The organism is Aeromonas sp. FDAARGOS 1419 (assembly GCF_019047045.1).
In the GTDB taxonomy this organism is placed as follows: domain Bacteria; phylum Pseudomonadota; class Gammaproteobacteria; order Enterobacterales; family Aeromonadaceae; genus Aeromonas; species Aeromonas veronii.
Map to the genome: position 1 here is coordinate 2,503,056 of NZ_CP077209.1, position 26,046 is coordinate 2,529,101.

Annotated in this window: 26 protein-coding genes and 1 tRNA gene; 15 read left to right on the forward strand and 12 right to left on the reverse strand. The window is 60.0% G+C overall.

Going from position 1 to position 26,046, the window contains the following annotated elements:
- Positions 1 to 70: 70 nt before the first annotated feature.
- A complete protein-coding gene (locus I6L49_RS11130) occupies positions 71 to 496 on the reverse strand; it encodes an LPP20 family lipoprotein (RefSeq protein WP_100654365.1) in 426 nt (141 codons plus the stop codon).
- A gap of 10 nt (positions 497 to 506) precedes the next feature.
- Complete coding sequence (locus I6L49_RS11135; RefSeq protein WP_005338718.1) at positions 507 to 1,127, reverse strand: FlgO family outer membrane protein; 621 nt, start codon at positions 1,125 to 1,127, stop codon at positions 507 to 509.
- Between the two features lie 206 nt (positions 1,128 to 1,333).
- Here I6L49_RS11135 and I6L49_RS11140 point away from each other — a divergent pair, with 206 nt between their 5' ends.
- The 6 genes from I6L49_RS11140 to I6L49_RS11165 all read left to right on the forward strand — a co-directional run bounded on the left by I6L49_RS11140 (position 1,334) and on the right by I6L49_RS11165 (position 8,649).
- Positions 1,334 to 2,488 (forward strand): flagellar assembly protein FlgT, encoded by a 1,155-nt coding sequence (locus I6L49_RS11140; RefSeq protein ID WP_216949550.1) that lies wholly within the window; start codon positions 1,334 to 1,336, stop codon positions 2,486 to 2,488.
- A gap of 50 nt (positions 2,489 to 2,538) precedes the next feature.
- Positions 2,539 to 2,615 (forward strand) — tRNA-Arg (locus I6L49_RS11145).
- A 187-nt stretch (positions 2,616 to 2,802) separates the two neighbouring features.
- Positions 2,803 to 3,687 carry a DMT family transporter gene (locus tag I6L49_RS11150; RefSeq protein ID WP_216949551.1) on the forward strand — a complete coding sequence of 295 codons (885 nt, stop codon included), beginning with the start codon at positions 2,803 to 2,805 and terminating at the stop codon, positions 3,685 to 3,687.
- A gap of 105 nt (positions 3,688 to 3,792) precedes the next feature.
- Positions 3,793 to 5,730 (forward strand): methyl-accepting chemotaxis protein, encoded by a 1,938-nt coding sequence (locus tag I6L49_RS11155; protein WP_216949552.1) that lies wholly within the window; start codon positions 3,793 to 3,795, stop codon positions 5,728 to 5,730.
- A gap of 502 nt (positions 5,731 to 6,232) precedes the next feature.
- Positions 6,233 to 7,681: an OprD family outer membrane porin gene (locus tag I6L49_RS11160; protein WP_005338723.1), complete on the forward strand. Its 1,449-nt coding sequence runs from the start codon at positions 6,233 to 6,235 to the stop codon at positions 7,679 to 7,681.
- 140 nt (positions 7,682 to 7,821) lie between these two features.
- Complete coding sequence (locus tag I6L49_RS11165; protein WP_139428083.1) at positions 7,822 to 8,649, forward strand: SDR family oxidoreductase; 828 nt, start codon at positions 7,822 to 7,824, stop codon at positions 8,647 to 8,649.
- 91 nt (positions 8,650 to 8,740) lie between these two features.
- On the opposite strand, the gene I6L49_RS11170 is transcribed toward I6L49_RS11165, so the two are convergent.
- Positions 8,741 to 9,073 (reverse strand): DUF1904 family protein, encoded by a 333-nt coding sequence (locus tag I6L49_RS11170; RefSeq protein WP_216949553.1) that lies wholly within the window; start codon positions 9,071 to 9,073, stop codon positions 8,741 to 8,743.
- Between the two features lie 88 nt (positions 9,074 to 9,161).
- On the opposite strand from I6L49_RS11170, the gene I6L49_RS11175 reads away from it, so the two are divergent.
- The 4 genes from I6L49_RS11175 to I6L49_RS11190 all read left to right on the forward strand — a co-directional run bounded on the left by I6L49_RS11175 (position 9,162) and on the right by I6L49_RS11190 (position 12,752).
- Positions 9,162 to 10,064, forward strand: a complete 903-nt coding sequence (locus tag I6L49_RS11175; protein ID WP_216949554.1) for a TraB/GumN family protein — start codon at positions 9,162 to 9,164, stop codon at positions 10,062 to 10,064.
- Positions 10,065 to 10,185: 121 nt separating this feature from the next.
- A complete protein-coding gene (locus I6L49_RS11180; protein WP_216949555.1) occupies positions 10,186 to 10,365 on the forward strand; it encodes a DUF3149 domain-containing protein in 180 nt (59 codons plus the stop codon).
- A 188-nt stretch (positions 10,366 to 10,553) separates the two neighbouring features.
- Positions 10,554 to 11,135 (forward strand): DNA endonuclease SmrA, encoded by a 582-nt coding sequence (smrA, locus tag I6L49_RS11185; protein ID WP_005338734.1) that lies wholly within the window; start codon positions 10,554 to 10,556, stop codon positions 11,133 to 11,135.
- Positions 11,136 to 11,273: 138 nt separating this feature from the next.
- Positions 11,274 to 12,752 (forward strand): carboxypeptidase M32, encoded by a 1,479-nt coding sequence (locus tag I6L49_RS11190; RefSeq protein ID WP_216949556.1) that lies wholly within the window; start codon positions 11,274 to 11,276, stop codon positions 12,750 to 12,752.
- 131 nt (positions 12,753 to 12,883) lie between these two features.
- Here the strand turns inward: I6L49_RS11190 and I6L49_RS11195 are convergent, their stop codons facing one another.
- The 6 genes from I6L49_RS11195 to I6L49_RS11220 all read right to left on the reverse strand — a co-directional run bounded on the left by I6L49_RS11195 (position 12,884) and on the right by I6L49_RS11220 (position 16,761).
- The gene (locus I6L49_RS11195; RefSeq protein ID WP_216949557.1) at positions 12,884 to 13,285 is read right to left on the reverse strand and encodes a glyoxalase/bleomycin resistance/dioxygenase family protein; all 402 of its coding nucleotides are present in this window, start codon (positions 13,283 to 13,285) and stop codon (positions 12,884 to 12,886) included.
- Positions 13,286 to 13,379: 94 nt separating this feature from the next.
- The gene (locus tag I6L49_RS11200; RefSeq protein WP_216949558.1) at positions 13,380 to 15,011 is read right to left on the reverse strand and encodes a hypothetical protein; all 1,632 of its coding nucleotides are present in this window, start codon (positions 15,009 to 15,011) and stop codon (positions 13,380 to 13,382) included.
- Positions 15,008 to 15,568, reverse strand: coding sequence for a PilW family protein (locus I6L49_RS11205; protein WP_005338746.1), 561 nt, complete (start codon positions 15,566 to 15,568; stop codon positions 15,008 to 15,010). The genes I6L49_RS11200 and I6L49_RS11205 overlap by 4 nt, the downstream gene beginning before the upstream one ends.
- On the reverse strand, positions 15,562 to 15,954 hold the full coding sequence (locus tag I6L49_RS11210; RefSeq protein ID WP_088870005.1) for a prepilin-type N-terminal cleavage/methylation domain-containing protein: 393 nt from the start codon (positions 15,952 to 15,954) through the stop codon (positions 15,562 to 15,564). The genes I6L49_RS11205 and I6L49_RS11210 overlap by 7 nt, the downstream gene beginning before the upstream one ends.
- Positions 15,951 to 16,370 (reverse strand): GspH/FimT family pseudopilin, encoded by a 420-nt coding sequence (locus I6L49_RS11215; RefSeq protein ID WP_005338751.1) that lies wholly within the window; start codon positions 16,368 to 16,370, stop codon positions 15,951 to 15,953. The genes I6L49_RS11210 and I6L49_RS11215 overlap by 4 nt, the downstream gene beginning before the upstream one ends.
- Position 16,371: 1 nt before the next feature.
- Complete coding sequence (locus I6L49_RS11220; protein ID WP_124930088.1) at positions 16,372 to 16,761, reverse strand: type IV pilin protein; 390 nt, start codon at positions 16,759 to 16,761, stop codon at positions 16,372 to 16,374.
- A gap of 401 nt (positions 16,762 to 17,162) precedes the next feature.
- On the opposite strand from I6L49_RS11220, the gene I6L49_RS11225 reads away from it, so the two are divergent.
- On the forward strand, positions 17,163 to 18,701 hold the full coding sequence (locus I6L49_RS11225) for an AlkA N-terminal domain-containing protein (protein WP_216949559.1): 1,539 nt from the start codon (positions 17,163 to 17,165) through the stop codon (positions 18,699 to 18,701).
- On the forward strand, positions 18,698 to 19,171 hold the full coding sequence (locus tag I6L49_RS11230; protein ID WP_216949560.1) for a methylated-DNA--[protein]-cysteine S-methyltransferase: 474 nt from the start codon (positions 18,698 to 18,700) through the stop codon (positions 19,169 to 19,171). The genes I6L49_RS11225 and I6L49_RS11230 overlap by 4 nt, the downstream gene beginning before the upstream one ends.
- Positions 19,172 to 19,238: 67 nt before the next feature.
- Here the strand turns inward: I6L49_RS11230 and I6L49_RS11235 are convergent, their stop codons facing one another.
- From I6L49_RS11235 to I6L49_RS11245, 3 genes are all read right to left on the reverse strand, one after another.
- Positions 19,239 to 21,098: a U32 family peptidase gene (locus I6L49_RS11235; RefSeq protein ID WP_216949561.1), complete on the reverse strand. Its 1,860-nt coding sequence runs from the start codon at positions 21,096 to 21,098 to the stop codon at positions 19,239 to 19,241.
- A 97-nt stretch (positions 21,099 to 21,195) separates the two neighbouring features.
- Positions 21,196 to 21,804: a LysE family translocator gene (locus I6L49_RS11240; RefSeq protein ID WP_139428824.1), complete on the reverse strand. Its 609-nt coding sequence runs from the start codon at positions 21,802 to 21,804 to the stop codon at positions 21,196 to 21,198.
- A 127-nt stretch (positions 21,805 to 21,931) separates the two neighbouring features.
- A complete protein-coding gene (locus I6L49_RS11245; RefSeq protein ID WP_216949562.1) occupies positions 21,932 to 22,873 on the reverse strand; it encodes a LysR family transcriptional regulator in 942 nt (313 codons plus the stop codon).
- Positions 22,874 to 23,099: 226 nt separating this feature from the next.
- Between I6L49_RS11245 and I6L49_RS11250 the strand changes: the two genes are divergently transcribed.
- The 3 genes from I6L49_RS11250 to I6L49_RS11260 all read left to right on the forward strand — a co-directional run bounded on the left by I6L49_RS11250 (position 23,100) and on the right by I6L49_RS11260 (position 26,035).
- The gene (locus tag I6L49_RS11250) at positions 23,100 to 24,188 is read left to right on the forward strand and encodes a ketoacyl-ACP synthase III (protein WP_216949563.1); all 1,089 of its coding nucleotides are present in this window, start codon (positions 23,100 to 23,102) and stop codon (positions 24,186 to 24,188) included.
- Between the two features lie 785 nt (positions 24,189 to 24,973).
- A complete protein-coding gene (locus tag I6L49_RS21065) occupies positions 24,974 to 25,657 on the forward strand; it encodes a methyl-accepting chemotaxis protein (protein WP_254127609.1) in 684 nt (227 codons plus the stop codon).
- Positions 25,658 to 25,666: 9 nt separating this feature from the next.
- Complete coding sequence (locus I6L49_RS11260; RefSeq protein WP_005338778.1) at positions 25,667 to 26,035, forward strand: response regulator; 369 nt, start codon at positions 25,667 to 25,669, stop codon at positions 26,033 to 26,035.
- The last annotated feature ends 11 nt before the right edge of the window (positions 26,036 to 26,046 follow it).

Genomic DNA, 26,046 nt, shown 5'->3' on the forward strand with positions numbered 1-26,046 from the left:
ACAACGACAAAAGGCGAGCACCCTGCTCGCCTTTTGTTTTGATGCCGGTTTTCACGGCAAGCCCATCAACTCAGAACTGACCGGCCATCAGCTGGTTGATGTTGTAGAGGGCACGGGTATCGAGCTCCATCTCGGTGGCATAGGTATTGCCGCGCGGATAAGAGGCAACCACCCGGGCACCACGCACCACACCGGCGACCGACACATCGAGCGAATTGGAGGTCTGGGTCAGGTCGCGGTAGCTGCTCTGGCCGCGCACCTGCTGACCATTGAGCTGCTCGGCCAGCTCGCGATAAGCATCCATCTTGGAAGCGCGAATGGCTTGCAGCATCTTCTCCGACTGGGAGGGACCGGGCTGGATGTCGATCACCGCATAGCCCACCGCCTTGAGCACCGGAAAATCATCGGGTTTGCCACCCTGGGTGTAATCCACCACCCGGTTGCCGCTGCAACCGGTGAGCAAGAGTGCCAACAGGCAACCAAACAACATCTTCATGACTCGCTCCTCACGGGGTCAGGTTGACCAGATGACCACCCGGCCGGGCCTGACTGTCACGCATCAGATAACCGCGATTGATCGATGCCCGACCAAACGAATTGTTGGCACCGAACAGATATTTTTGCGGGATCAGGCTCTGGGCCGTGGTCTCCACCATCTTGGTGCGCATGTCGATAACGCGGGCATTGACCAGGATCCCCTTGCTATTGCGGCTGAAGGTGCCGACCAGAATGCGGGAGATCGGCAAACGGGAAGAGAGCTCCTTGTAGTTGCGGCTCAGCACGAAGTCCCCCTGCGGCGTCACCTTGATGCTGCCGGTCAGCTTGAAGTCCACCACCACCTCGCCGCGGCGGTTGAGCTCGTAGATAAAGCTCTCCTCAATCTGCTGCCCCATCCAGTTGGTATCCTGCAGGGTATCGAGATCGACGAAAGAGGCCACCGCGATGGGTTCGGTCAGGGTGGTCAGCGATTTGCGCTCCATCAGCTGGTCGGTCATACGCGCCACCAGCCAGTTGAGCTCCATCCCCTGCGCCGCCTGGCGGGGGTCACCCTGATCCCGATTGATAGGGTCGGAGCCGCACCCGGTTAATGCCAGGGCGAGCGCCAACGCCGTGATGAGTTTGTTCATGGATACCTTTCCTGTATCTGCACCTGACTTATTATCGGACGCGCCGGACAAAGCTTGAGCCGGGAATGAGGCATGATTCTTGCTTTTTAATGGACATCGTCAGCGCCAACGTGCGCTGCCACTTGGAACGTGTTGTGATCCATGTCGGCCAGCAGGCGCCATTTCCTCAAAATGGCTCGGCTGCCCGCCAACTCAAGGTATCTGCTATGAAATTACCGCTGCTGTTGACCCTGCTGCTGGCCAGCCTGAGCGCCCGAGCCGAGCTTATCGAAGCGCAGGGCAGCGCCGCCATTCTGGGGGGCGATGAGGTCTATGCCCGCGAGCAGGCGACCCGCGACGCCCTGCGTCAGGCGCTGCTGGCCAGCGGCGCGGCCGTTTCCAGCGTGCAGCGTCTGGAAAATGGCAGCCTGCGATCCGAGCAGATCCAGATCCGCTCCGGCGGTGACATTCGCCAGTACCGCCTCAAGCGGGAAGAGGTGCGCAACGGCCGCATGTACATCACCCTGGTGGCCGACATTCAGGCCGAGCGCCAGATCTGCCAGACCCAGCACTTCGCCAAGGATTTGACACTGGTGAGGCTGCGGATGCGCTATCCGGACCAAGCTAGCTACGGCGCCATGGACGACATGCCGGAAAACCTCTCACGCCGGCTGTTCGAAACCCTCGCCAACGCGCCGCAAGGGGTCGCGGTGCGCCAGTGGCTGGATGAAAACCTGCGCATCGATCCGCTGCATCTGCAACAGGGGGATCGCAGTGCCCTCGAAGAGATCAAGGCGCTCAGCCTGCGTACCGACAGCCAGTATCTGGTGCTCGGCAGCATCGACGATCTCTCCATCGAACCGCAGGGCAACCAGCTGACCAGCTGGTATCAGGATCCCGTCCGCAATTTTCGCATGCAGCTCTACCTGTTCGACGGCATCAACGGCAGCCTGATCAACCGTAAGGTCTATGAAGGGCGCGCCACCTGGACCTTCGGCAAACGGGATCAGGTGGGCAGCAACAGCGGCCAGTTCTGGCAGTCGAGCTACGGCCAAGAGGTCAACTACCAGCTGCAGCAGGCCGCTCAGGATCTGGTGGCCCAGCTCACCTGTGCCCCGGTCACCGCCCGGGTAGTCGGCCAGAACGAACGCGGCCCCTACATCAATCTGGGGCGGCGCAATGGCGTCAAGCTCGGCGACCAGTTCCGGATCCAGCACAACGCCGACTTCATAGACCCCTACGGCAAGTCCCGCATGATGCGCAACCCGGCCGACGGCCTGTTCGAAGTGGTGCAGGTGTTCGACGACGGCGCCATCATTCGCAGCCAGAACAAATATTCACCATTCAACATCCAGAACGGGGATTTGGCAGTATTGGAATAGGAATCAAGGGTTTAAAAGGGAGTTGCTTCTTGTATAATGCCCGCCACAAGGCTCCCGTAGCTCAGTAGGATAGAGCGGTCCCCTCCTAAGGGACAGGCCACTGGTTCGACTCCAGTCGGGAGCGCCATACAAAACAAGGGGTTGGCATCATCATGGTGCCAACCCCTTGGTCGTTTTTGATGGTGGTCAATCCCGCCTCCTCTCATCTGTTATCACCCTCAGCATCCCGGGCTCGCTCTCTCTCTGATAGACTGACTCTCTTTGGCTGGGACCTGCGCCCAAGCCAGCAGCTTCATCTTGCAAAGGAGTGTTGGATGTCCGGATGTTCCTGGTGGGATAGATCCACCGGTTTTGCCTTGCTGACCATTGTGCTGTGGGCCTCGCTGGCGGCGCTGACGTCACGGGTCACCAGCGTGTCACCACTGGTGCTGGTCGGGCTGGTGCTGTTTTTCTGCGGGGTCGGGGCCTTGCCGTTTTGGCGCCAATGGCGCGCTCGCCCCATTACCTGGCTGGTGACGGTTACGGCATTGCTGCTCTACCATCTGCTGCTCTTTATGAGTTTTCGCCATGCCCCGGTGCTGGAGGCCAACCTCATCAACTACCTCTGGCCGCTCTGCATCATTCTGTTCACCCCGCTGTTGTTGCCCGGCCATCCACTCCATGCCCGTCATCTGCTGGCTGGCGCCTTTGGTCTGGCAGGCTCCATGCTGGTGATGGTCAACGGTGAGCTGCAACTGCAGCAGGCCTATCTGCCGGGATACCTGCTGGCACTGGGCGCGGCAGTCGTCTGGGGAGCCTACTCGGTATTATCACGCCGTCTGCCGCCGGCCCCCGCCGTGGTCACTGCGGCAGCCTGTCTGCCCGCAGGTTTGCTGGCGCTGCTGCTCGCTCGTCTGCTGGAGGGGCCCCTGCCGCTCACGCAGCTCCCCACCAGTGACTGGTGGCTGATCATCTGGCTGGCGCTGGGCCCGATGGGGGCGGCCTTCGTTACCTGGTATCTGGCACTGCGAGACGGCGATCCACGCCGGATCGGAGCCCTTGCCTACCTGACCCCTCTGCTGAGTACTTTGCTGTTAGTAACATTGAACGGAGAGGAGCTAACCTCGCGCCATCTGCTGGCCGGTGCACTTATCATGGGGGGCGCCCTGCTCGGTATGTTGGGCCAACGCAACAGCGCTCAGGTATCCCGAGCCAGTTAAGCCGGCAAGATAGGGCTACCTGACCGTGCTGTCATAAAAACGCCATCATCCCTGTTTAGGCTCTGGCCACGCTCCCCCATGGTCTGTGCTGACAGGAATTACCCCGTGAAAATCGCCCATTACGCCACCCTATCCTCCCTTGTTTTGTTACTGGTTGCGGGAGGACAGGCGCTGGCCCTCTACCACGGCTGGCAACAGCTTGCCCGCACCAATCAGGCCCAGCATCAGCACGAGACGCTGCAACAACTGGTGACGGTGACCCTGCAAAACAGCCTGCGTGACTACCTCAACAGCGGCGATCCACAGCAACTGACCGCTGCGGAGAAGATCCGCCAGCAAGCACTCTCCTCACTGGCCGCTCAGGATGATGCCGTGGCGGCCCCGCTCAGACAGCAACTCGAACAGATGGCGCAGCGCATCGCGCACGACTATCAGGCCGCAGGCAAGCTCTCGGGCAACAGCCAGCTGCTGCTGCAAAATGCGGAGAGTGAGCTGGGCAGCCAAGCCATGGCGCTGATCCGCTATGGGGAGCAAGGCGCCAGCACAGAACAATCTGCCGCAGCACAGCAATATCGCCGCGGTGCGGCCGAGATCCTGGCTGGCCTGCCGCGCCTCGCCCATTTGCGCCAAAGCTATATGGAGCAGGGCAATGAAAAGCTGCTCGAAGGGATCCGCTTTGAGCTGGAGGCACTGCAAAAACAGGCGCAAGCGCTGCAAGCCTTGCCGCTGCTCGGCCTGTATGAAGAGGCGCCCGCCGATGAGTTCACCCTAGGGGAGCCGGTACGCAAGGAGCTGGGAGATCAACCGCGCAGCGAATTACGCTCGCTGCTGGGCCGCTATCCGCAGGAGCTGGCCAACAGCCGCACGGCGCTGCAACAGCAACAGGCTGGCCGCCAGACCGTGCAGCAAGACATCATGGCCATGTTGCAAGCGACCAGACAGATGGGGGAACAACTTGCCCACGAGCGGCAAGCCGTCAATCAGGAGCTGGCCACCATCCTCGGCACGCTGGCGCTCTGTCTGGTGATAGTCGCCCTGCTGTTTGCGCTGGTGCAACGACGCTGGCTGCTCGCCCCCTTGTTGCGACTGCGCGGAGCCTTTATGCAGCTCGATCAGACAGGGCAGGCCGAGCCGTTGCCTACCGGGCGCGATCGCAACGAGCTGGCCGATATTGTTGCCAGCTACAATCGGCTGATCTGTCGTCTGCAACTGGACCAACAACAAAAAGAGGGGCAGCTGTCAGCGGTATCCCTCAGTCTGCAAGGGATGGTCAGTCAGGTTGACGAGATCCACCACAGCACCCGCACCACCGAACAGGTGGTCGACGAGAGCGGCCAGATGATGGATGAGCTGAACCAGCTGGCCGGAGAGGTCCATCAGGTTGCCGCCGACATCGCCCAGCATGCCCACCATAACGAACAGGCGATGAGCCAGAGCGAAGATCTGGTGGGGAGCATGCTGCACGCCACTCATCAGACCGGACTGGCGATTGACGAGAGCGATGAGGCGCTGCAAGCCCTCACCCGCTCGGTTGCCGATGTGACGGCCATTGTCGATGTGATCGGTCATATCGCTCAGCAGACCAACTTGCTGGCCCTCAACGCCGCCATCGAAGCGGCCCGCGCAGGGGAACAGGGACGCGGTTTTGCCGTGGTTGCCGATGAAGTGCGCCACCTCTCAGCTAACACCCAGCAATCCCTCAACCAGATCACCGATATTCTGGGGCGCCTGACCCAATCCGGCGAACAACTTGGCACTGTACTGAACCGAATCACCAGCGAATCAAGCCGCCAGCGAGCGCAGGCTGAACAACTGCGCCAGACTACCCAGGCGGTGAGGGAGATCGCCCGCAACACCGCAGTGATCGCCCTGCAGGGGGCCGACAACGCCAAAAGTCAGGAACACAAGCTGGCCAGTTTTGCCGATCTGATCACCCACATCCATCAGCATGCCCGTCAGGTGAGTCAGCTCTCGGTGCAGGTCTCGTCCCATATCCACCATCAGGCGCAGCAGATCCCCCGCATCCTCGGCCAGCAAGGCTGACCCCTATTCGCCCCGCATCCTCACCAGATCACTTTCCCTCGACCAGAGGGAAAGTTTTTTTGTAGCACAAAATTATCTGTTATCGGCAGGTTAACTGACATCTCTTCCCCCGTACCGGATGAAAACCCACACTGGCGCTGGCTGCGGCCTCAAGAAAACGCTCTCATCACCGTAATACCTGCCATGAGGCTGTTTACGACCTTGCCCATGATTATTTGCACTCGGTCATACTTTTGAAACGTTGAGGGAACTTTTCATTGATATTTCGCACCGCGAACGTACTCTTGGGGTTGTCCGATAGCCAAGAATCGGAACATAAAAAAACAACATGTGATGATCAGGACTGCCAACTACAGATGTGCCAAGACATCCGGGTTTGCAGGTAGCCAAGACAAGATTTTTTGCCCTTCGGGGTTTTGATTGCAATGCCAATACCGAGCGGTAGGCCCGATGCCAACTGCCGGAAAAAAAAGCTAAGTCCATAAAATCAGGAGCAATAAAAATGGAAAAAGTGATCTTCAAGCGCGCCGCTTTGAGTGCCGCTGTGGTAGCCGCTCTGGTCGCCCCCGGTATGGCGTTGGCAGCTCAGGATATGATGAGCCCGGAATACGGCCAGTCCTATGAAACCTTCGTGAAAGACTCCAAACTGACCGGCGGTCTGTTCTACTTCCAGCGTGATCGTCAGCGCATCGATGGTGACCCGACTGCAGCCAAGAAAGAAGGCAAATACCAGTCCAACCTGAGCCATTCCACCGTTCAAGCCGCTCTCAACTTCAACTCCGGTTATGCCTGGGACACCGTAGGTCTGGATCTGGGCGGCTTCGGTGCCTATGACCTGGCCGTTACCGAAAATCACCCGGTCAACCAGGAAAACGAATTCTCCTTCGCTGGCCGTTCTTGGGGCAACAACGCCAAAGATGGCTCCCCTGAAGGTGGTTTCAGCCTCTCCAACGCAGCGATGAAGCTGAAATTCCTGGACGGCGGCATCACTGCCAAGGGTGGTTATACCCAGCTGTATGTCCCTGGCCAAATCGGTGTTAACTGGTCTTATCAGCCGGGTACCTATCGTGGTGGTCAAGTTGAAGGTAACTTCGGTGGCCTCTACCTGACCTACGCCATCGCTGACGAATACAAGGCCCCCTGGTACAAAGAGACTCAGGTCTTCTCACGTGCCAAAGCGTGGATGGATCCGTTCGCTGATGAAAACGTCATCGACTACATCCACGGTATCGCAGCCCGTTACACCTTCGAAAATGGCACTGCAGTGACCGGTTCTTTCGGTCAGTCCGAAGGCTACATGGATAGCTACCACTTCAAACTGGCTCACAAGTTTGACGTACTGGGCGGCCTCTCCACCAGCTACCAGTTCTACGGTTCCGAGACCGAGACCTACACCAAGGGCGCTTCCCAGATCGAGACTTATGACGGTCTGGCATGGCAACAAGCTCTGACAGCTGCCTGGGGCATGGGCCCGTACGGCTTCCGTCTGGAAGGTCTGTGGACCAAGGCTGAAGGTGCGGAAGGCAACTACCTGCCCCGTCTGACCCGTGGCTACGCCAACTCCCAGGGTGCCAACGAAATTTGGTGGGACTCCCGCTCTGACTGGAACGCCAACAACGAGAAAGCGCTGTTCTTCGGCGTGACCCGTTCTCTGGATGACCTGGTTGGTGCGCCTGGCTGGTCCGTCGGTGTATCCGGTGCTTACGGTTGGGATATCGAAACCGGTCAAGGCAAGAAAGCAGCCAACGGTGAAGATACCGAATGGGCAGCCAACTTCGATGTCACCTATACCGTGCAGGATGGCAAGCTGAAAGGCACCCTGTTCAAACTGCACTACACCGACTACAACAACGACATCAGCCAGGGCGGCGGTTGGACCGATTACCCCAACATCTTCGCCTCCGAGCACGACGTCAAGTTCCACATCATCATGCCGCTTACCTTCATGTAATCAGGCAATACGATGTCAGCAAACCGGGCCACTTGGCCCGGTTTTCTTTTGCCGGTTGGCAGGCTAACATGCGAGCCGGATAAGGATTTTATCCGCTCACCAGCCCGCACGCTTTTATCAGCAGTCACAAGGACGCCATCATGCCCCGTTTTGTTCTGATCACCGGTTGTTCCAGCGGAATTGGCCTCGCCGCCGCGCAGGCGCTGGGCCAGCACGGTTTTACCGTGATCGCCTCGGCGCGCAAGGCGGAAGATGTGGCCCGTTTGCAGCAACAGGGATTGCTGGCAGTTCAGCTGGATCTGGCGGACCCCGCCTCCATCGAGCTGGGTGCCAGTGCGGCGCTCCATCTGGCAGGCGGGCGCCTCTATGGCCTGTTCAACAACGGCGCTTATGGCCAACCCGGGGCGCTGGAAGATCTGCCCACCGAGGCGCTCAGGGAGCAGTTCAATACCAACCTGTTTGGCTGGCACCATCTGATCCGTCAGGTGCTGCCGCCGATGCTGGAGGCCAAAGAGGGACGGATAGTGCAGAACAGCTCGGTGCTGGGACTGGTTGCCATGAAGTATCGCGGCGCCTACAACGCCAGCAAATTTGCGCTGGAAGGTTATAGCGATACCCTGCGCCTCGAACTGGCGGGTAGCGGGGTACATATCAGCCTGATTGAACCGGGCCCCATCGATACCCGTTTTCGTGCCAATGCCCGCAGCGCCTTCTTGCGCCACATCGATCCGGCCCAGAGCCGTCATCAGTCGGCCTACCGCCAAACCCTGACGCGGCTGGAAAAAGAGGGGGCCACCAGCGGCTTTACCCTCCCGAGCGACGCCTGCATCCCGCCGCTGCTCCATGCGCTGACCCACGCCCATCCCAAGGCACGCTATCCGGTGACCACTCCGACCCGGCTGTTTGCCTTCTTGCGACGGGTATTGCCCACTCGCTGGCTCGACAAACTGCTGGCGAAATCGGCCTGATCCCGTGATGGGCGACAAGCATCCTGCCGCCCAAGTGGCGTTAGCCGGGTAGCGGCATCACCCGTCCCGCCAACCTGGTTTGTCCCTCTCTTCAATAGTGCTCGCCATTGCTGTAGTAGGCACTCTTGACCAGAGGGATCACCTGCACCACCACATAGGTCTGCTCCCCCAGCATCCGTTTCAAATGGCGCGTGATAAGGCGCGCGGCGGCGTCCTGCATCTCTTGTGGCCGCTCGAACCAGTGCAGCTCGACAAACGGAAAACCCGTCTCTGGCTCACCGTTGCGTATCCAGCAACTCTCCACCCGCTCCATGGTGACAAACTCCGGCTTGCCGCCGGTCAGCTCGCAAAGCTCGGCCAGCAGCGGACCGCTCACCTGTTGCAGGGTATCGAGCGTCACGGCGCGAAAACGAAGATGGGGCATGGCAAACCTCTTGGTTATCTGAAATGAGGACTTATCATAGGAGTTATTGTCAGCAAGAGAAGTCACCCGGCGCATATTAAGGATCCCCATGAGATTTCATCGCACCCTCTTTGCCTTCCTGCTCTGCCTGCTGCTACCGCTGCACGCCTTTGCCGATCCCGCCTTCTATCGGGTGAGCAAGGGCAACCAGCAATACTGGCTGCTGGGCTCCATCCATGCGGGCAAACCAGCCCTCTATCCTCTGCCCGAGCCAGTGGAACGTGCTTGGCTGCAGAGTCGCGCACTGGTGATGGAGGTGGACATGAACAGCATCACACCGGATCAGTGGCAACAGACCGGCTCCCTCACCCGACTGGTGGATGGCAAGCCGCTCAAGGATCATCTGCCTGCCGAGCTCTATCAACGCACCCTGATGGCAGGTGCCCGCTATGGCATCGACGAGGCGACCCTCGCCACCCTGCGCCCCTGGTTTGCCGCCATTACCCTGACCCAGGCCGCCATGGCCCGTTCCGACTTCAAGAGTGAACTCGGGATAGACCAGCACTTTGCCACCCGGGCCGCCAAAGAGGGCAAACCGGTGGTGGGTTTTGAAACCCTGCTGGAACAGCTCGGTTATCTGGCCAGCGTGGGTGACAACCAGACCCTGATGCTCGCCAGCACCCTGGATGAGCTACCGATGCTGGAGAGTGGTTTCGCCGCCGTAATGAAGGCGTGGCAGCAGGGGGATGAGGCGACGCTGATCAATCTGCTCAAGGAGGAGATGGCCCCGCCCGCGCTACAGAGCTGGATGGAGCAGACCCTGCTGGCCGAGCGCAACCACAACTGGCTGAAGAAATGGTCCACCCTGCCCAACGAGAGCTTTATCGTGGTAGGCGCCCTGCACCTTTACGGCGAACAGGGGTTGCTGGCGTTGCTGGAGCAGCAGGGGTGGCGCATTACCCCGCTCACCACACCGGGCCCTGTGCAGGCTCGGTCGCAAGGAGTCCAGTGAGAACGATCACAGATCGCGCTGGTTATTAAACAACCTGCAAGGGAGTTGATCAGGATCATCCCGGACAGGGCAAAGAGGTATTTATCATGCCTGTCATCAACCGGGTGACAGGAGCAATAAAATGGACTTTTGGCTGAACCTGATGTTTGGCAACAGCGTGGGATTGATGTCGATGCTGGTGATTATCGGCACCTTCTTGCTCATCAGCTCTTACGCGGCCTACTTCATCTACAAGGTGATGCACTCGCAACCGCCTCATTCACAGCAACCCCATTCTCAACAGCCCAAAGAGGGAAAATAATCCTCTGACCACAGGCGGCAGCTCACACTGACCGCCTGTACTGCTTTATGGTTCGCGACTGTGATTCCCGGGCCAAGCTGCACTGGTATCGATGCTGGGCCTCCCTTATCCCCCTCCCCCTTTCCCCGTTTTCTGTGCCGGTTGCGACCGTTATAATGACCCCCACTTTTTCTTATGGGGAGCCTGCCGTGTCTCATAACGACGAACTCTCGCTATTCATGAATGAAGTGGCCGACGTGCGGCCCATTCGCAGCGACAACATCCATCCCCATGCGGCCAAATCCGCCCCGACCGAGGCGCAGCTCGCTCGCCGCCAGGCTGCCACTGCCGAACAACTCGCCCTCGACCACCTCACCATGGAGGCCATCGAGATGCGCGATCCGCACGAAATCGTCGGTTTCAAGCGCGATGGGGTGCAGGAGGGGGTCTACAAGAAGCTGCGGCTCGGCAAATACGAGCTGCAGGCCAGCCTGGACTTGCACCAGAAAACCCTCAACGAAGCGCGCCAGACGCTGGTGCAGTTCATTGCGGATTGTGAAGTCCGGGATATCCGCTGCCTGCTGATCCTGCACGGCAAGGGGGAGCGCAGCACCCCGCGCGCCCTGCTGAAAAGCTATGTGAGCGCCTGGTTGCCGCAACTGCCCGCCGTCATGGCGATCCACAGCGCCGAGCGTCGCCACGGCGGCAGCGGTGCTCTATACGTGCTGCTGCGTAAAAGCGAACGCAAAAAAGCGGAAAACCGCGAACGGCACCAGAAGCGACTCGGCTAATCCGCGTTTCGCTCCCACGTCTTTTGCCCGCCAGCATGAAGGTGGTCAACTATACAGCGGCGGTGTTAGCATCGAACGGCCCCGATCATGCCAGGTACGGGGCGGCATACCATCAGGGACGATAACAAGGACAATCCCATGTCATATCAAAAGCTTGAACAACATCAGCAGCAGATCCACCGCTTTAGCCACCTCGCCGCCATCTGCGGCTGGGATCAGGCGGCCATGATGCCGGAAGGGGGCAACGATGCCCGCGCCGAAGCGATGGCCGAACTCGGTCTGCTAATCCACCAGAAGCGTACCGCTCCCGAGCTGGGCGACTGGATTGCCAAGGCCGAGAGTGAGCCGCTCGATGAAGTGCAACGGGCCAACCTCGGCGAGATCAAGCGCCAGTGGCAAGATGCCAGCCTGCTGCCCGGTGAGCTGGTCGAAGCGCTGTCGCTCGCCGGTAGCAAGTGCGAGCACGCCTGGCGCAGCCAGCGCAAGAACAACGACTGGGCCGGCTTTGCTCCCAATCTCGAGGAGGTGGTGAAACTCTCCCGTGAAGTGGCACAACTGCGGGCCGATGCGCTTGGCGTGCGCCCCTACGACGCCATGCTGGCTCTCTATGAGCCGGGCATGACCAGCGCACGGCTCGATCAGATCTTCGGCGATCTCGCCAACTGGCTGCCGGCTCTTATCCAGATCGTGAGTGAACAGCAGAAGGGCGATGCCCTGCTGCTGCCGCAAGGCCCCTTCCCCATCCCGACCCAGCAGGCACTCGGTCAGGAGGTGATGGGACTGCTCGGCTTTGATTTCGCCCACGGCCGGCTCGATGTGAGCAGCCACCCCTTCTGTGGCGGCGTGCCGACCGACGTGCGGATCACCACCCGCTATAACGAGCAGGAGTTTGTCTCCAGCCTGATGGGCATAGTGCACGAGACCGGCCACGCCCGTTACGAGCAGGGGCTGCCGCGTCATCTGCTGGGTCAGCCGGTGGCCGAAGCGCGCTCCATGGCGATCCACGAGAGCCAGAGCCTGTTTTGCGAGATGCAGTTGGGCCATCATCCCGCCTTCCTCGCGCTGCTGGCACCACGCATTCGTCACCACTTCGGCGAACAGGCGGCGTTTGCGCCGGACAATCTGGCCAAGCTCTACAGCCGGGTCGAGCCGGGCTTTATCCGGGTCGATGCGGACGAGGTGACCTATCCGGCCCACGTTATTCTGCGCTACGAGCTGGAGCGCGATCTGGTGGAAGGGAAGATCGAGGTGGCCGACATCCCCGAGCTGTGGGATGCCAAGATGCAGCAGTGGCTGGGGCTCTCCAGCAAGGGCAACTACCGCAATGGCTGCATGCAGGATATTCACTGGACCGACGGCTCGTTTGGCTACTTCCCGAGCTACACCCTGGGCGCCATGTATGCCGCCCAGCTGCGCTTTGCCCTCGAGAAAGAGCTGGGCAGCATGGGTGAGGTGATCGCGGCGGGCCGCCTGCCGGAGATCTTCGGCTGGCTCGGACGCAACATCTGGTCACAGGGGAGCCTGCACAGCACCGACGAGCTGGTGCGCCGTGCCACCGGTGAAGCGCTCAACCCGCACTGGCTGCGCCAGCATCTGGAACAGCGCTACCTGAAGTAATGAGCGCAGTAAGCTAACAGCAGAACGGGGCCTTTTTAGTTGACCACTACAGGGCCCCGTTTTTATGGCGGTTCATTTTTATGGCGGTGCATGGCACAGCACGCCACCACCATGCTGTAAAAAGAGAAAATTCAGAGAGGATCAGGGGAACCCAGCAACTCGCGCAGTTGCAGGATATTGCCCTCCGGGTCGAAGGCGTTGCGCACCACAAAGCCAGGCCCTGTCCACTGCTGTGGCAGCAGGCCGCCGCCGAGATCCGCCGCCTTCGCTTCCACCCAGGCGAGGCTGGAGACGGTGAAGAAGAGCTTGATGGCCCCCTCTTCCCGCAATTCCGGCGGCCGCTTGATAACAACTTGCCCGGCATAGGGCGCAGGAATGGCGTGGATCAGCAGCTGGATATCGCTGTTTTCCAGCACCACCAGCTGCTCATCCTGACTGCAGACCACCATCTGCAGCAGCGTACGGTAAAAGTGGGTCAGCAGGCCCGGATCCTTGGCATAGATCAGGGCACCGGCACGAGCGGGGCCTGGCATGGAGCACTCCTCAACAGTGAACGACTGGGTGGACAGATCTCCACCTTCTCACAGTTGCGCGCCCCGTTCGATCCTTTTTAGCGGCTCGCCAGCCTCACTGCACAAAGTGCCACTGCCGCAGTGCCAGTGTCGGAGGCGGCCCCTGATCTTCGCCCAAATCTGCCATGCCCAGCGCCTCGTCATAGTGCACACCGCCCGCGCCACTCTCGGTCAGGTGTTTTGCCCGCACCGCCCCGTACAGACCACCACTTCCGCTGATCTTCATCTCGGTGAGCGGGGCATAGAGGGCGGCATAAAGCGGCGTATTGCCCGACAGCTTGATCCCATCCTTGCCGCTATACGCGGAATAGATGGAGATAGCGGGCGTACCGCCAGCGGTCAGCCCCTGCTTGGCTGCCGTCACCTCGGCACCGGCCCCGAGATCAACCTTGCCGCTGACGATCAGGGTCAGACTGCTCCCCTCGCTCACCGTCAACTTGTTGCTGCCAGTCATGGTGAAATCCTTGTCGATCAGCAGCACCACATCCCCCTTGATGGTGAGACTGGCATCGGCCCCCATATTGAGGCTGTCGAGCTTGTAAACGGTCTGCTCCTTGCCAAACAACTCCCCCTTGCCGGGTAGCGGCAGCCCGGGCTTATGCTGGTTGTTGCTGGTGACCGAGCCAGTGGCAGGATCCGTGGTCAGCACCATCTGCTGGGTGGCCCCAAGCGTCAACGGGCCATTAATAGGCAATGTTGCAGGGGGAAACGATTTGGGCAACGCGGCCACATTGAGCGGGTCACACACCTGTCCGGCTACCGGTGGCAGCTTGGGGTGAGTGCGGTATTGGGGATCCAGATACTTCTGATGCTTGGCATCAAGGAATGCCCCGTTCCCACCATAGTTCAACTTGTCGCCAGCAATGCTTGTGCCATGACCCATAGAAACATCACCATTGATCGCAACAGCTCCGGCAATATGCCCCCCTTGCAAGGCAAAATTTCCACTCCCGTTTACGCTGCCCTCAACCCTGACGACCCCATCAGAGGGAGAAATGGTGATATCGCCGCCAGCAAGTACATTACCTGCAACAGGTGAAGAGCCGTTCAAGGTCACCGAGCCGGTCGCCCGCACATCACCCCAAATGGGGGAGTGCCCGGCGAGCACTACATTGGCCTTGTCGCTGACGGTCGCCACCTTGGCGTTTTGCCCCTGATTAAGAGTCCCGGAAACAAACTCCTTGTACGCCCCCTTGCGCGAGTCATAGCTGTCGATAAAACCGCTACCGGAGAGGCTCAACCCTTCACACGCCACCACCGAATCCTGAAAGATGAGATTGCCGGGTTCGCGCTTGAGGGCAAACAGCGCGTTGAGGCTGGCATTCCCCTCCAGATAGCGGCCATGGCTCTGCAACGCCAGCTTGCTGCCGGCGGAGGCATCAAGCTGCTCGATGCTGAAGCGGCTGCCCGCCATGGCTCCTTCCCCCTTGCCAGGCACCTTCTGCACCAGTTGAGCCCACTCGATGCGCGGTTCGGCGCCAAGGGCCTGATGCAGGGCTCGATAACTCTCGTTCATCCCCTGCTCGGCACTGAGCTGCGCATTGATCTTCTTGTGAAAATTGCCGCTCAGGCGAGTCTGCAACTGGTTCTCCTGAATGCTGGTAAACACCAGCAGACTCGACAGCAGGCTCACCACCAACACCACCAGCAGTACGGCTCCCCGCTGCCCCTGCAATCCCTTGTTCATCCCGCTCCCCCTGCTGTGGCGTTGGCACCGGATGTGGCCAACGCTGCCGCCCAGACCGCCTTGCGGCGGGCCACCTGCACCTCGACTCCCGGCGCCAGATAGCTGGGCAGCCCTTCGGGCAAGATGCGGATATTGACCAGCGCCCCCTGCTGGCCGAATTCAAGATCCTGAAGATGGGCCAACAACAGGCGCGGGCCATCCCCGTCATCGCAACTGAGTACCGGCGGCGTGAAGCGGTACTGCTCGGTAAAATCGGCGGTTTTCTGGTTGCCAAGGCAGGAGAGCACCTGACTGCCCCCCTCTACCTTGAAAGCCAGCGTCAGGCGATCAGGGGTGACCGCTATCAGCTGATCCGCCTGCTTGATGCTGTTGGTAAAGGTGAGAGTGGCAAAGCGCAACACCTCGTTCGCCTGCTCCAGCGCCTTGCTCTGCTCGACCGTGCTCTTGATCGGGGCGTAACCGGCAAAAATCGCCAGCATCAGCATCAGACCGAGCACCATGGAGATCATCAGCTCGACGAGACTGACGCCTCGTTGCCGTGAGGGGACGCTCAGCATAAAGGCGGAAATCCTGCGTTCAACTCCACCCGCTTGGCGCCGGAGACCCGCTCATCCTGCCACTCGATAGCGACCACAAAGTTGTCGCTATAACGGTTCGGCAGCACCAGCCGGTGGCCATCCTGCAGGATGAAGCGGGCAAGAAAATCGGCCTGAGTGAACCGCTCGGGCTTGCGCTGCACTTCGCACAGCGAGCTCCAGATCTGCTCCACGCTGTTGCTCGCCTCGATCGTAGCCAGCGTGCTCTGCAAGCTGTAATGCGCCTGCTGCAACGAGACCACCTGCCCCTTGGCGAGACCGAGAAACACCATCACCGCCAACACCATGGAGACCATGATCTCCACCAGATTGAAGCCCTGCTGGCGGGCAAGTGCGGCGTGTCTCATGAGCAGCTCCCTTGCAGCAGCTGGCCGCTCGGGGCCACGCAGAGCACCCGCTGCTCACCGAGGCGATTGGCCAGAATGATCTCGGCGTGGCTGCTGCTGCCGGTTGGCGCGATCTGGATGGGGTCAAACGGCTTGATCACCACTCCGCCAGCAGGTGCTGCTGCCTGACGCAGCAACTTGCTGTCAGCCATCACCTCCCAGCCACCGTTCTCGGTGCCCTGCAGTACCACCGGCAGGGTCAGCTTGACCGCTTCGCTGCGGGCAAAGCGGTAGGCTGAAGCGAGTTCGGTCGCACTGCGATCGAGCCGTTCGGCCGCGAGGCGCTGACTCATGGAGGGCAACCCGACCAATAGCAAAATGGCGGCGATGCCGACCGTGATCATCAACTCAATCAGAGTAAATCCGCGCACATTCATCTTATGATCCCCAGCAGTCATGGCGATTGGCCGCGCGATAACCGGTCTGATCAAGGGTCAGAGTGCCGCACTCATCCTGTTGTCGCGTCGTTGGAATGGCTTTGAGCAGGTAGTCACCAGCGTCTTGCTGGCTGTAGCTGAACTGGTAGAAATCCGTGTTGGAAGGGGTGGCAAACGTGGCGGGATAACGCCCGTGTTGGGTATAGATACGTTCGAGGGCGAGCGCCTGCTCCAGCAATTGCTGCTGTGCTTCGTAACGACGTCCCTGTTGCAGATAACCCTGATACGCTGGCAACGCGATGGCCGCGAGAATACTGACAACCGTCATGGCGATCAACAACTCGATCAGACTAAACCCCCGGCAATGGGCCCATGCCTTACAGTCGTTCACTTATCATCCTTGGCAAGTGTTGTTGTTATTGGTCGGCCCTGGGCCGCAAATGCGATGACTTAATAATCATAAAAAATTAACTGACTCGATTGAACAACACTAAATCGCCACACTCAATGTAAAAAAGATAATTATGTGATCTGTTATTAATTTTTAAGCAGTTTTCACCGCCACTAATCTCGCTAAGCAAATAAAGCTAGGCCAATCGACATCCGTTATGCCCCCTTCTGTCGAGCCGCGATACATGAACAACAACGGAGCGAAGAGTGAAACCCAACCGTGCAACGAAAGAGTAAAAAAACCTTTCGCCAATTTTTGCTATCCCTGTCCGTTTCTGGCTAGTCATGGCCCCCGAGCCCCCTTACTCTCTTGCCATCTATTCCAGCAAAGCCGCCAACACCATGAATGCAAAGCCCAGCCCAGAGTCGTCACCGAATGAGGTGAGCAACACCCTCAGCCGTGAGCAGTGTCACGCCGCACGGCTCGCCCGCGATGCTCGCTTTGATGGCCGCTTCTTTACCGGCGTGCTCTCGACCGGCATCTACTGCCGGCCGGTCTGCCCGGCACGGCCACCGCACGAGCACAATGTGCGCTACTTCCAAAGCTCCGCGGCCGCCGAGCAGTATGGGTTGCGCCCCTGTCTGCGCTGCCGCCCTGAGCTGGCCCCCGCCGCCCGTGGCGATCTGCCGGTTGAACTGGCACGTCTGCTGGCACGCATCGATCGCGGAGAGCTGGCGGAGGGCACGCTCGCTGAACTCGCCGCTGAGGCCGGGATCAGCGAACGCACGCTACGCCGCCAGTTCGAGCAACATCTCGGCGCCTCACCAAAACAGGTGGAGCAGACGCGCCGCCTGCTGCTCGCGAAACGGCTGCTGACTGAAACCGGGCTGCCCATTACCGACATCGCGTTTGCCGCCGGCTTTGCCAGCATCCGCCGCTTCAATGACGCCTGGCTCAACGCCTACGGACTGGCCCCGCGCATCCTGCGCCAACAAGAGGATCATGCGCCAGAGCACATGAGCGCGCAGCCGCGCGGCGCAACCCTGACGCTGCAACTGCCCTATCGCCCCCCGTATGACGTGGCGGCCATGCTGGCGTTTTACCGGATGCGGGCAATCCCGGGGCTGGAGCGGGTAGATGGCGAGGTGTATGAGCGGCGCTACCGGGTCGGCGATCAGGTCGCGCTGGTGCGTATCGCGCAGGGCAAGGGGCACAGCCTGCAACTCACCGTCCATGATCTGCCGCTCGCGACACTGCCCGATCTGCTCTACCGGGTGCGCCGGATGTGGGATCTCGATGCCGATATGCAGCGGATCGGTGATCTGCTCGGTCAGGATCTGCTGCTCGCCCGCTTGCAGGCGCGCTGGCCCGGCGTACGGCTTCCGGGTGGCTGGGACGAATACGAGGTGATGCTGCGCGCCATCGTCGGCCAGCAGGTCTCGGTCAAGGGGGCCATCACCATACTCGGGCGACTGGTGGCCCGCACCGAGGCGCAATTCGGGGTGGCGCAACTACCGACCACCGCCCAGTTGTGCGAACTCGATCTCGACGGCATCGGCATGCCCGGCAGCCGTATTCGCACCCTGCGGGGCGTGGCACAGGCGCTGGCCAGCGGCGAGCTGACCCTCACGACAGCCAGTGATGAGCAGTTGCTGGCGCTGCCGGGCATAGGCCCCTGGACGGTCTCTTACTGGCGGCTGCGCTGCGGGATGGATACCGATGCCTTCCCCGCCTCCGATCTGGTACTGCAAAAGGCACTCGGAGGCGGCACCAAGCTGCCGGTGAAAGAGGTGTTGGCGCAAAGTGCGGCGTGGCAACCGTGGCGCAGCTATGCGGCCAGCTGGCTGTGGCACGCCATGAGCGAAGCGCCCGATTTGCTGCTCCGTGCCACTGGCAACGAACAACAGCCAGATACCCAACAACAGGAGATAACACCATGATCCGATACGATATTCTGCCGACCCGCTGCGGCGATCTGCTGGTCGCCATCAATGAATCTGGTCTGGTGCACGTGGACTTTGTGGCGGGCCTGCGGGCACTGCCCGATATGAGTGGCTGGCAGCAAGATCACGAAGCGCTGGCTCCCTTCCTCGCCGAATTTGACGCCTATTTTGCCGGTCGCTTGCAGCGTTTCTCCCTGCCCCTTGCCGCCCGTGGTACCGCCTTTCAGCAGGCGGTGTGGCAAGCATTGTGCGACATCCCCTACGGCGAGACCCGCAGCTACAGCGATATTGCCCGCGCCATCGGCAAATCCGATGCGGTGCGGGCAGTGGGCGCGGCGAACGGCCGCAATCCGCTCTCGATCATCGTCCCCTGCCATCGGGTGAACGGCCAAAACGGCAGCCTGACCGGCTATGCGGGGGGATTGGAGATCAAAAAAGCGCTGCTGGCGCTGGAGAGGGGCAATTAAAGGAGGGTAGGCAGAGAACCTGCGATAAAAAATTGCCCCTTCCCGGATGGAGAAAGGGGCTCATTGATCAGCGTTTCAGGCTGCCCATCACATGCATTTCGCAGCGGTTACAGTCAAAACGCAGGCGGAAGGTGTCTTTACCCATCTTGAGTTCCAGCGGCTCGGCCTTGAGACCGGGCACCTCGTTCGGGCAGAGGTTCTGGCTATAGCGGATGCAATGCTTGGTGATCATCAGCACCACTTCCCGCTCCTCCTTGTTCGCCTCATAGGCAGGGGCAATGCGCTCCACCCCGTGTTTGCGGAAGAACTGCTCGGCCGCGCTGTTCAGCACATTGCCAAGGTAGGAGAGACGGTGCTGGGGATAGTTGATATCCCGTAGGGCGATGCGTCGCTCGGGGCGCTGGTAGCTGGCCACCCGTGCCGCCTCCAGCGCGGCGATGCCCTCCCGGCGCAAACCGTTGAGCTGTGATGCGGCGATAAATAGCGGCCTCGTTACTACCAACTCAATCTTGCGCGCCACAAACAGGGTATTGCCGAGTTTGCCAAGTTGATCCCGCGCCTGCTGCAACGCCCGCTCCGGGTTGTCGGCAGGCTGTTTGTCGCAAGGCAGGGCCACCGCGGCACTGATGCCCTGCTCGTCGGTGAGCGTGAGAATCACGCCCTCATCGCACTCTGCCAGCACCATATCGACCCGGATGCGGCGATCCGCGCTCGCCTTCTCCAGCATCTTGCTGAACGCCTGATCGTGGTTGCGGTAGATTTCTGTCCCCACCTTCAGCCCCGGCATGCGCTCTGACAGGAGTAACTGCTTACCTTCGACTTTGTTGAGGCGCATCCCCACCAGCTCGTTATTCGGCTTGAAGAAGCCCAGACCGTCGCCGTTGTTGAGGGTGACCTGTTTGCCGTCGATCTCGATGCCGTCACGGGTCACCTTGGTAACACGCCCCAGCGGCTCGCCAACATACTTCGGGCTCTTGGTGGAGTCGATCCCCTGCTGGCGGCCATGGAGGAAGTAATCGGTGCTGCCGCGGTTGAAGCTCTTTTTGGGATCTGGCGTGAAGCTGTAGCTGCAACGGCCAGCAGAGGCAGTCACCAAATCGGAGCGACTATCCAGAATGGCGTCCAGCTTCTGCCGATACCAGGCGGTGACGTTCTTGACGTAGTCGAGCCCCTTGAGGCGCCCTTCAATCTTGAAGGAGCGGATCCCCGCCTCGATCAAGGCCTCCAGGTTGTCTGTCTGATCCATATCCTTGAGTGACAGCAGGTGGCTGTCGGCCACCAGTACTTCGCCATCCGGCTTTTGCAGCGAGCAGGGCAGACGGCAGAGCTGGGCACACTCACCACGGTTGGCACTGCGGCCGGTACGGGCATGGCTGATGTTGCACTGGCCGCTGTAGGAAACGCAGAGCGCGCCGTGGATAAAAAACTCCAGCTGCACATTGGTCGCCGCACTGATCTCGCGGATCTGCGCCAGCGACAGTTCGCGCGCCAGCACCACCTGAGAGAAGCCCACATCCTGCAGAAATTTCACCTTCTCCGGCGTGCGGTTGTCAGTCTGGGTACTGGCATGAAGCGCGATGGGTGGCAGATCCAGCGCCAGCAGCCCCATATCCTGGACGATGAGCGCATCGGCACCGGCTTCATAAATTTGGTGGGTCAGGCGCCGGGCCTGCTCCAGCTCATGATCGTGCAGCAGGGTGTTGAAGGCGACAAAGACCTGGGCGCCGAAACGGTGGGCGTGACGTGCCAGCGCTTCGATATCCTCGATGGAGTTGCCCGCCGCACTGCGGGCGCCAAAGGCTGGGCCCCCCATGTAGACGGCATCGGCCCCATGGTTGATGGCTTCGATGCCGTAGGCGAGGTTCTTGGCCGGAGCCAGCAGCTCCAACCGGTTGTTGTGGCTTAACGGGTGCTTGTTCTGGTGCATGGTCTCGGGATCAGGGCGGACAGCAAATGGGCGCTACTCTAGCCCATTCACCACCCGCGTGCCTTGATCCCGCTTAAGGTATCTGCGAAATGCAGGATTAGATAACTACCTTGAGTGCCAGCCCGAGCAGCACCAGCCCGCTCACCTTGTCGATGACAAAGGATTTGGCTTTAAGCCACGCCAGCACCGGCCCGCGGGAGAGCACCAGCGCCACCAGCACGTACCAGACTGCATCGATCCCGCCAGCGGTAAGCATCATGATGCCCCCTTCGCTCCAACCGGTATCGGCCCGCACAAACTGGCTGAACAGGGCGATGAAGAAGACCGCCAGCTGGGGATTGAGGAAGGCCACCATAAAACCTTCAAAGGCCCCTTGCCGACCACGCAGCTGGTGCACCTCTTCACTCGCTTCACCACTGGCTGGTTTTGCCAGCAGGGCTTTCACCCCAAGCCAGGCAAGAAACGCTGCACCGCCGTAGCGGATAAGATCAAACAAGATCGGGGTCTGGGTGATCAAAATGGAGAGGCCCAGTGCGGTAACCAGCGCATAGATACCAACCCCGAAGCCGTGGCCGAGCGCGGTTGCGACGCCATGCCCCTGCCCACCCTGCACCGTGTTGCGGATGATCAGCGCCAGACTCGGCCCCGGGCTGATGGCGCCCATCACGCAGATTGCGGCCAGTGCCAGCCAACTCGTCAGTTCCATGTATTTCCTCTTTATATGCTCGATATGATGACCTGTATTCAGGGTACGGGCTGAGCCATTATGCCAGTAGTGAAAGTTATGAATAGATTCCATAACCAATGGCTATGGTGCCACACAACTGACTGGGCTAACCGCCGAGATCGAGCAGCTTGCGACTCTCGCCGACGGTATGTTGCAGGTGATCCCGCAGGAAGGGGTAGGCCAGCTCGCGAAACCAGCGGTGAGCCGGATCCTGATGATGGCGCTGATGCCACAGCAGATGATACTGCTGGTCGCGGGTAGCAAATGGCAGATCGACAAAGGTGAGCTCATGGCCACAGGATAGCTGCCAGGCGATATGAGCCGGAGTGGTCATCAGGCAATCGGTGCGCAGCAACACCTCAACCGCAGCCTGAAAGAAGGGAACTCTGGCAAACCAGCGCCGACTCAGTCCCTGCGGCGCCAATACCTGCTCAACCGGGCTGTCCTTGTCACCACCGCCACTCACCTGCAGGTGAGGCCAGGCGAGATAGTCATCGAGATTAAGCGTCTTGCCTGCCAACGGGTGGTGACATCCCATCAGCACCGCCAGCCGATCTTCCCCCTGATGCAGACCACGGATCTGCTCCGGTACCTGCTCGGTGATGGTGGAGACCAGATCGAGCTCGGACTGCCACAGTTGCGGCAGCTGACGTTTGTCCCACAGGCTGTACTCCAGCGCCGCCAACGGCGCCTCTTTGGCGAGCGCGGCACAGATATCGGGCAGGATATGCTGGGCCACATAATCAGAAGAGGCGAGTCGAAATACCCGCTCGCAGCGGCTCGGGTCAAATCCGGGCGCCTCGTAGAGCCGCTCCAGCGCACTGAGAGAATCCGCCAGCTGGGCGGCCAACAGTTCGGCCCGTGGCGTCAGCAGCCAGCGTTGCCCCTCCCGCACCAGCAACTCGTCGTCAAACTCGCTGCGCAACTGGGCAAGCTGCTTGCTGATGGAGGGCTGGCTCAGGTGCAGCAGCTCGGCGGCGCGGCTGATATTGCGCGTCTCCAGCAGCACCTTGAGGGTCGGCAACAAGTTGAGATTGGCTCTGAGCAAGGAGATACCCTCATCGGTAGCGAAACGCCTATCTTAGGGCAGAGGAGTCCCGCGTTTTAAGCAAAATTTCCTGCCATGTTCGGCACATTGCAGCCCTTTGCGACCAGATGGCAAAGCGGATCCCCCCGCACATAACCATGACCACAAGATGACAGTGGTTGTCTTGTACGGCATAATTGCACGATTTTCCGCCCGCGGGCGATCCACTTTGAGAAGCGGTAACAAGATGAAATACGCCAATATCACCGGCTGGGGCAAATGCCTGCCTCCCTCCGTGCTGACCAACGACGACCTCAGCACCATCATGGATACGTCAGACGAGTGGATCTATCCGCGCACCGGCATCAAGGCCCGCCGGATCTCCCATGTCAGCACCTCGGATCTCGCCACCCTGGCCGGTCGCCGCGCGCTGGCCTGCGCAGGTCTGGAAGCGAGCGATCTAGATGGCATCATCCTGGCCACCGCCACCCCGGACAACCTGCTACCAAGTGCCGCCTCTGCGGTGCAGAAGAAGCTGGGCGCCGTCAATGCGGCCGTGTTTGACCTCAACGCGGCCTGCACCGGTTTCGTCTATTCCCTCTCCGTCGCCACCTCGCTGGTGCAGACCGGCATGATGAAGAAGGTGCTGGTGATCGGCGCCGAGCGCCTCACCTACCTGCTGGACTGGGCGCGCCGCGATACCGCCGTGCTGTTTGGCGATGGTGCCGGTGCCGTGGTAATCGAGGCGAGCGAGCAGGAGTGTGGCCTGATCGCCAACAAGCTGGGCTGTGACAGCGAAGCGCGTGAGATCCTGCACGTACCAAACTTCGGTACCGATCGGGTGCGTTTTGCCGATATCGATGGGCTGTTCACCTTCAACTTCGAAGGGCCGGAGATCTTCAAACGCGCCGTGCGCGGCATGGTGGAAGCCACCAGCACTGTGCTGGCACAGGCCGGTATTGCGCCGGAGCAGGTCGACCTGATCGTTCCCCATCAGGCCAATATCCGCATCATCGAGACCCTCGCCAAACGGATGAATGCGCCGATGGAGAAGGTGATGGTCAACATCGAAAACTATGGCAACACCTCCGCCGCCACTGTGCCCATCGCCCTTTGCGAAGCGCTGGAGCAGGGCCGCGTCAAGCCGAACTCCTATCTGCTGACCGCCGCTTTCGGTGCCGGCCTGACCTGGGGGGCCGCCATCATCAAGTGGGGCGATCGCGTCACCCCTATCAAGGCGTGCGATGCCGAACTGCCCCCGTGTGACAAGAGCGCGCTGGAACTGATTGCCCACGCCGTGGAAGGTTGCCAGAAGGCTCACGCCAACGAGGCGTGATCCTCATCAGGAGCCTGAATCCTCAGGCTCCTTCTCTCCTTTTCATCCCCACCTAGCTCTGCCCCCCCACCTCGCAAGCCGCTTGATACGGCAATCGCTGATACAAACAACTCCGATTTGCAGCCAATTAATTTTTTTCCGCTAACCTTATTGTGCCAACTATAAATAAAGAAAAGAGCGTCAAGGGGCACCATGACTGTTTCGGTCCTGCGCCTTTACCTCTTACCAAATAATTGCACAGGGATAAGCTACGTATGGCACAACACAAAAGTGGCGTGAACACACCGCTTTGGGAACCGGTTTGCTGGATTTGCTGCATCGGGCTTGCTCTGCTGAGCTGCCTGTTGCTGCAGCTTGCCGATGCGTTGTCACCTCTCTATCTGCTGCTCAATGTGCTGGTTGCCATTGCAGCCGCGCTCTGGACATCGAGTCACTTCCACCAGCACACACATCGACATCGTGCCGGAGAGGAACAAACCGTCGCAACCGATCCTCTCGCCCACTCCATCATCGGGCTCGAACAGGTGTGCGAGAAGGCTCTACCTATCTGGTCCCAGCAAATTGAAAGCTCTCGTCAACAAACCGAAGCCGCGATGATTGACCTGACCCAACGCTTCAACGGCTTGGCCAACAAGCTGGAGGAAGCAGTCAATGCTTCTCATCTGGCAGCCGGAGAACTGGGTGATGCCAATTCCCGTGGCATGGCAGGAGTCTTGAGCGAGAGCCAGCAGCAACTCAATGAGGTAGTGGCCATCCTGCACTCCGCCCAAGCCAATCGGGACGCCATGCTGGGTGAGATAAAAAGCCTGACCACCTACACCATAGAGCTCAACACCATGGCCATGGATGTGGCCAAAATCGCCTCCCAGACCAACCTGCTGGCCCTCAACGCCGCCATTGAAGCGGCTCGTGCAGGGGAAGCAGGCCGTGGCTTTGCTGTGGTCGCTGATGAAGTGCGCAACCTCTCCCGCCTCTCCAGCGAAACCGCCCAGAAGATGACCGACAAGGTTGATACCATCAATACTGCTATCGGTCGCGCCTTCCAGATTGCCGAAAATGCTGCCGCACGGGATCACGCCTCGGCGCTCAATTCGGAGCAGACAATCGAACAGGTGCTGGCCCGTTTTCGCCATGCCACTGACAGCCTGGCGGAATCCGCCTCCCTGCTGCAAAACGAGAGCACCGATATCCATCGCGAAATCTCCAGTGTCATTGTCTCGTTGCAATTTCAAGACAGGGTCAGCCAGATCCTCAGCCACGTCAGACAAAACATGGAGAGCCTCTCCAGCCATCTGGTTGCTTCGGAGCAAAGCAGCAATGCGACAGGGCCAATCCAGATCGATGCCAATCGCTGGCTGGCACAGATGGAGCTCTCATACGCCACCGACGAACAGCGCAATATTCACCATGGTCGCACCACCCGTTCTGTCAACGCGCAACCAAGCAGCGCCGACATCACATTTTTCTAGGAGAGAGATATGGGCAAAACGATCCTGATCGTGGATGACTCGGCAACTATTCGCCAAGTCGTGGGCATGACCCTCAAGGGCGCCGGTTATGAGGTCATGGAAGCCTCTGACGGCAAAGATGCGCTCAACAAACTAGATGGCAAGAAGATCAACCTGATCATCAGTGACGTCAATATGCCGAACATGGATGGCATCACCTTCGTCAAAGAGGCCAAAAAGCTGGCCAACTACAAATTTACCCCTGTCATCATGCTGACCACCGAGTCTCAGGACAGCAAGAAGCAGGAGGGACAAGCTGCAGGAGCCAAGGCCTGGGTGGTCAAACCCTTCCAGCCCGAACAGATGCTGGCCGCAGTCGCCAAGCTCATCATGCCGTGATCCGGAGCACA

Excerpts from the sequence above, each read along its gene's own strand:
- I6L49_RS11170 (WP_216949553.1), bottom strand. The coding sequence starts at position 9,073 with ATGCCCCATCTTCGTTTTCGCGCCGTGACGCTCGATACCCTGCAACAG.
- I6L49_RS11200 (WP_216949558.1), bottom strand. The coding sequence starts at position 15,011 with ATGAACAAGGGATTGCAGGGGCAGCGGGGAGCCGTACTGCTGGTGGTG.
- I6L49_RS11190 (WP_216949556.1), top strand. The coding sequence starts at position 11,274 with ATGTCATATCAAAAGCTTGAACAACATCAGCAGCAGATCCACCGCTTT.
- I6L49_RS11250 (WP_216949563.1), top strand. The coding sequence starts at position 23,100 with ATGAAATACGCCAATATCACCGGCTGGGGCAAATGCCTGCCTCCCTCC.
- I6L49_RS11150 (WP_216949551.1), top strand. The coding sequence starts at position 2,803 with ATGTCCGGATGTTCCTGGTGGGATAGATCCACCGGTTTTGCCTTGCTG.
- I6L49_RS11165 (WP_139428083.1), top strand. The coding sequence starts at position 7,822 with ATGCCCCGTTTTGTTCTGATCACCGGTTGTTCCAGCGGAATTGGCCTC.
- I6L49_RS11210 (WP_088870005.1), bottom strand. The coding sequence starts at position 15,954 with ATGAGACACGCCGCACTTGCCCGCCAGCAGGGCTTCAATCTGGTGGAG.
- I6L49_RS11160 (WP_005338723.1), top strand. The coding sequence starts at position 6,233 with ATGGAAAAAGTGATCTTCAAGCGCGCCGCTTTGAGTGCCGCTGTGGTA.
- I6L49_RS11140 (WP_216949550.1), top strand. The coding sequence starts at position 1,334 with ATGAAATTACCGCTGCTGTTGACCCTGCTGCTGGCCAGCCTGAGCGCC.
- I6L49_RS11230 (WP_216949560.1), top strand. The coding sequence starts at position 18,698 with ATGATCCGATACGATATTCTGCCGACCCGCTGCGGCGATCTGCTGGTC.
- I6L49_RS11240 (WP_139428824.1), bottom strand. The coding sequence starts at position 21,804 with ATGGAACTGACGAGTTGGCTGGCACTGGCCGCAATCTGCGTGATGGGC.
- I6L49_RS11175 (WP_216949554.1), top strand. The coding sequence starts at position 9,162 with ATGAGATTTCATCGCACCCTCTTTGCCTTCCTGCTCTGCCTGCTGCTA.
- I6L49_RS11195 (WP_216949557.1), bottom strand. The coding sequence starts at position 13,285 with ATGCCAGGCCCCGCTCGTGCCGGTGCCCTGATCTATGCCAAGGATCCG.
- I6L49_RS11205 (WP_005338746.1), bottom strand. The coding sequence starts at position 15,568 with ATGCTGAGCGTCCCCTCACGGCAACGAGGCGTCAGTCTCGTCGAGCTG.
- I6L49_RS11180 (WP_216949555.1), top strand. The coding sequence starts at position 10,186 with ATGGACTTTTGGCTGAACCTGATGTTTGGCAACAGCGTGGGATTGATG.
- I6L49_RS11130 (WP_100654365.1), bottom strand. The coding sequence starts at position 496 with ATGAAGATGTTGTTTGGTTGCCTGTTGGCACTCTTGCTCACCGGTTGC.
- I6L49_RS21065 (WP_254127609.1), top strand. The coding sequence starts at position 24,974 with ATGCTGGGTGAGATAAAAAGCCTGACCACCTACACCATAGAGCTCAAC.
- I6L49_RS11235 (WP_216949561.1), bottom strand. The coding sequence starts at position 21,098 with ATGCACCAGAACAAGCACCCGTTAAGCCACAACAACCGGTTGGAGCTG.
- I6L49_RS11215 (WP_005338751.1), bottom strand. The coding sequence starts at position 16,370 with ATGAATGTGCGCGGATTTACTCTGATTGAGTTGATGATCACGGTCGGC.
- I6L49_RS11135 (WP_005338718.1), bottom strand. The coding sequence starts at position 1,127 with ATGAACAAACTCATCACGGCGTTGGCGCTCGCCCTGGCATTAACCGGG.
- I6L49_RS11260 (WP_005338778.1), top strand. The coding sequence starts at position 25,667 with ATGGGCAAAACGATCCTGATCGTGGATGACTCGGCAACTATTCGCCAA.
- I6L49_RS11225 (WP_216949559.1), top strand. The coding sequence starts at position 17,163 with ATGAATGCAAAGCCCAGCCCAGAGTCGTCACCGAATGAGGTGAGCAAC.